This is a genomic window from Falsigemmobacter intermedius (assembly GCF_004054105.1).
In the GTDB taxonomy this organism is placed as follows: Bacteria; Pseudomonadota; Alphaproteobacteria; order Rhodobacterales; family Rhodobacteraceae; genus Wagnerdoeblera; species Wagnerdoeblera intermedia.
Genome location: NZ_SBLC01000093.1, coordinates 1 through 3909, shown reverse-complemented (window position 1 = coordinate 3909; position 3909 = coordinate 1). Strand labels below are relative to the sequence as shown.

Here is a 3909-nt window from a genome sequence, read left to right as displayed (position 1 = left end):
GATCGAAAGGCTGTGGCGATCGCTCAAATACGAATGCGTCTACCTGAATGCCTTCGAGACTGGTTCAGAGGCACGCAAGGGGATCGGGGCCTGGATCAGCTATTACAATGAAAAACGCCCCCACTCATCACACGGGTTGCTGACGCCAGCCGAGGCCTATGATACCTCCGATCAGAACCTGAAAGCCGCCGCCTGACATGAAACCCATGCTAGAGCTTAGCTGAGCGGCAAACTGGTCCAAATTCCCGGACCACCTCTCTTCTATGAGACCATTGAGACGGCACAGGCCCCAGGGGAGGCCATGGCGCACGTCCGTGCATATGCCTCTAAAGCTTGTGAACAAGCAGCCAGAATTGCCGGAGTTCTAACTTTGTGGGAAAGTCTGGAGACCGTGCAAGTCACCGCACAGACGATGGAACTGGGCATATCCTTGGCGCGATTCTATTTGGGTGAGGCTCGTCGGCTGGCCGAGGCTGGACAGGTATCAGAGGAGACAGCGAAAGCTGAACGGCTTCGCAAATGGCTCGGTGAAAGCTGGCCTCACGAGGAAATTACACTCCGTGAAATACTGCAATTGGGCCCGAACCTCCTGCGTGATGCGAAAGCACTGAGAGGCCCCCTCAGTATGCTCGTGAAGACCGGCCATTTGCATCAGCTTGAAGCGGGGACGGTTATCCGTGGAAGCGCCCGCCGGGAGGCCTACCGTATAGTCGGCGAGTGACTAAACCGTTTCACGCACATGCCAAGTTGGCACTCCCCTGAGCGCTACACCTGATACAGACGCTACACACTGAAGTATTGTAGCGGCCGTAGCAGGTGTAGCTGCTGCGCAAGCGAGCTTCCTAAAGAAGAGGGATCCGTTATCATTAACCCGCTCAAAAGAATCTCAAGCTCTTAAAAGTGACAATCCCCACGCCCTCCCTGCAACCGCAGAAAGGGAAAACTGGACGACTTTTAAGCCGCCCGCAGCCGCATCATGCCGCCGCTTCCGTGGTCGAATTTCGCACCGCCGTTCTCAGCTTACGTGTCCGGTCGAAATGGGGGCCAGTTCAGATCCGGCCCTGCTTCCGAACACGCCCTTGTGTCAGTCGTCACGCTGAAACAAGAATTCGTACGTAAAGCTTACAACAGGACTTGTCAGGCGCAGAGCATTACGATGGTTCAATTGAAGCTCGGACTGGGATATTCTTAAGCTCCAAGGTGCGGTATCGGTTTGCAACAGTTGGAAGCAGAGGCAATTTTAAAGATCGCTGATCCTTAAAGGAGTCGGCGATCGGAGCTAGGGAAACCGCGGTGAGTGACAATCTGCTTTTTGACGCGCTTACACGCGGGCTTCCGGGGCTGGTGTGGATTTTCGATTCGAACGGGCGGGTTACTTTCATGAACCCACAGTGGACAGATTTCACCGGTCTGCCGCACGAGGGGGCACTGGGGCTCGGCTGGCGGGAGGCAGTGCACCCCGATGATGCGGCAATGCTTTGTGCCCGCTTCCCCCTTGTTGATGCCGACACTAACGGATTGAAGCGGATCATTCGCATACGAGCGGCAGATCGCACCTATCACCGGCATATTTCCTCAATCCGCCGGGTCAGTGCTGATAGCTGGGTTGGTTGCGCATTCGATGCTCACGAGTGGTTAAGCGCTGAACTACGCGATGCAACCCATGGGACGATTTTGCAGCGCGTGACCTCTGGCACAGAACTGTCGCAACTTCTCGATGAGGTCTGCCTGGCGGCTGAGCGTCAGGTTTCAGGCGTGACATGTAGCATCAACCAGGTAGATGCAAAAACTGGGCAATTCATCTCTGCCAATGCGCCCAATCTGCCCCACCAGATCAGCCAATCACTCGTTGGTCTCACGATCTCGCCATGCGTTGGTTCCTGCGGGACAGCAGCTTTCACAAAGCGCGATGTGATCTGCCCTGATATTGCCAGCGATCCGCTGTGGGAAGGTATTCGTGAGCTGATCCTGCCCCTCGGGCTCCGGTCCTGTTGGTCGCAGCCGATCTTTTCAGCAGAAGGAGAGGTGATCGCAACTTTCGGCTGTTATTTTCGGGAAGCGCGCGCCCCCTCGGCCGGGGAGATGCAGGAGATTGCCCGCTTTCGCAGTCTGGCGACCTTGGCAATTGAGCGGGCGCGGATGCTGGAAGCTCTGCACGAAAGCGAGGCACATTACCGCCATACGGTCGAGCAAAACCCGCAGATCCCTTGGACTGCGGACCCGGCAGGTAAACTTCTGAGCCTTTCTCCCCGCTGGACCGAGTTGACGGGCATACCTCTGGAAGAAGCCATATTACAGGGGCTGCGGCAGGCACAGCACGAAGACGATATTGACGAAGTTATGCAGGCTTGGGAACTTGCCCGTGAAACCGGACGGCCGTTTACAGCCGATTACCGACTCAGACTGCAGACTGGAGCTTACATCTGGGTCCGTACTCAGGCGACTGCGCGCTGTGATGCGACAGGCACTGTGATCCGATGGTACGGAACGATCGAAGACATCCATGAAAAGCACATGGCTACCGAAACGCTGCGCAGGCAGGCTTATCAAGATGATCTGACTGGCCTGCCCAATCGCCGCAGCTTCACGGCTGAGTTGAAAACACACCTTCAGTCCGGCGATGGTCAGGTGGGGCTCCTGGTCCTGGACATGGACCACTTTAAACAGGTCAACGACCGCTATGGTCATAAAACCGGCGATGCAGTGCTGCGTCTGTTCGCCCGGCATCTCCTCAAACTTGCAACCGGCCGCGAATTCGTTGCACGCTTGGGTGGGGATGAATTCGCGATCATCCTGCCCGATGTCCGCAGCGAAGATGACGTTATGACCCGGGCCCGCACAATCGAGCGAGCGCTTGAAGTGTCATTGATGAGAAGCAGGAAAGCGCGTGCATGCCGACCAAGCATTGGCTGCGCACTTGGCACTCCTAATGAAAGCCCCGATGAACTTTTTAAACGTGCGGACATAGCCCTTTACGCTGTGAAAGAGGCCGCCAAAGGCGGCGTCAGACTCTTTGACCACAACATTCGCAGCGCAGCGATCCGGCGCAGCGAAGCGTTTGAACTGGCCCGCCTTGCGCTGCGAGAAGACTGGATTGAGCCGTTTTATCAGCCGATCATGGACATGAAATCAGGGGTTGTTCGCGGATATGAGGCGCTTTTGCGAATTCGCCACCCCGAGCGCGGCATCCTGCCGCCCAGGCTTATAATGGAAGCGCTTGACGCTCCCGACCTCGCAGACATCATTGGGCTTCGGATGTCTGAGAAGATCGTTGCAGATATGGGGCCGCTCTCGCCAGGTGGTCCATTAAAAGGTCAGGTTTCGATTAATGTCAGCACTGAAAACCTTACAGAAAGCCATTTTATCGAGAACCTTCTGCGATTGCTTCAGACCTACAATGTATCGCCACATTCGATCAGGCTTGAGATCACCGAACGAGTGCTGATGAACCAGCTGAACCACGGCGCCATTGAGCGTCTGATGCGTTTACGCCAAAGCGGCATTGGCATCGCTCTTGATGATTTTGGCACCGGATATGCTTCGCTTATTCACCTTAAAGCTCTCCCCGTGGATGAAATCAAAATCGACCGTTCCTTCGTCTCGGGGCTCGGCACCGATGCGAACAAAGGCGAGATCGTCGAGGCGATGCTGGGTCTGGCACGAACGCTTGGACTGGTCACTGTTGCCGAAGGGGTCGAGACCAACGATGAAGCCAGGCAACTACGGGACTGGGGCTGTGATTACGCACAGGGATATCTTTTTGGACACCCAGCCCCGGCTACCCACGTGAAATCAAAATAGTAACTGTTGGGCACCTCGATTTTTGACCTTTTCCGGTCGCGGGTCGGGGCTCGGCGGCTTGAAATGGGCGTGATGCCACCCGTCAGTGCGCTTGTGCGCTACGGGGTC

3 protein-coding genes are annotated in these 3909 nt (G+C 56.1%); all 3 read left to right on the top strand.

What is annotated here, in order from left to right:
• Positions 1–196, top strand: a 196-nt coding sequence (locus EP867_RS19000; RefSeq protein WP_164888963.1) for an integrase core domain-containing protein, incomplete at its 5' end; no start/stop codon positions are given.
• A gap of 24 nt (positions 197–220) precedes the next feature.
• Positions 221–721, top strand: a complete 501-nt coding sequence (locus EP867_RS18995) for a DUF3987 domain-containing protein (protein WP_322099043.1) — start codon at positions 221–223, stop codon at positions 719–721.
• A 572-nt stretch (positions 722–1293) separates the two neighbouring features.
• Entirely contained in the window at positions 1294–3801 is a 2508-nt protein-coding gene (locus tag EP867_RS18990; protein ID WP_128491007.1) for an EAL domain-containing protein, read from the top strand.
• The last annotated feature ends 108 nt before the right edge of the window (positions 3802–3909 follow it).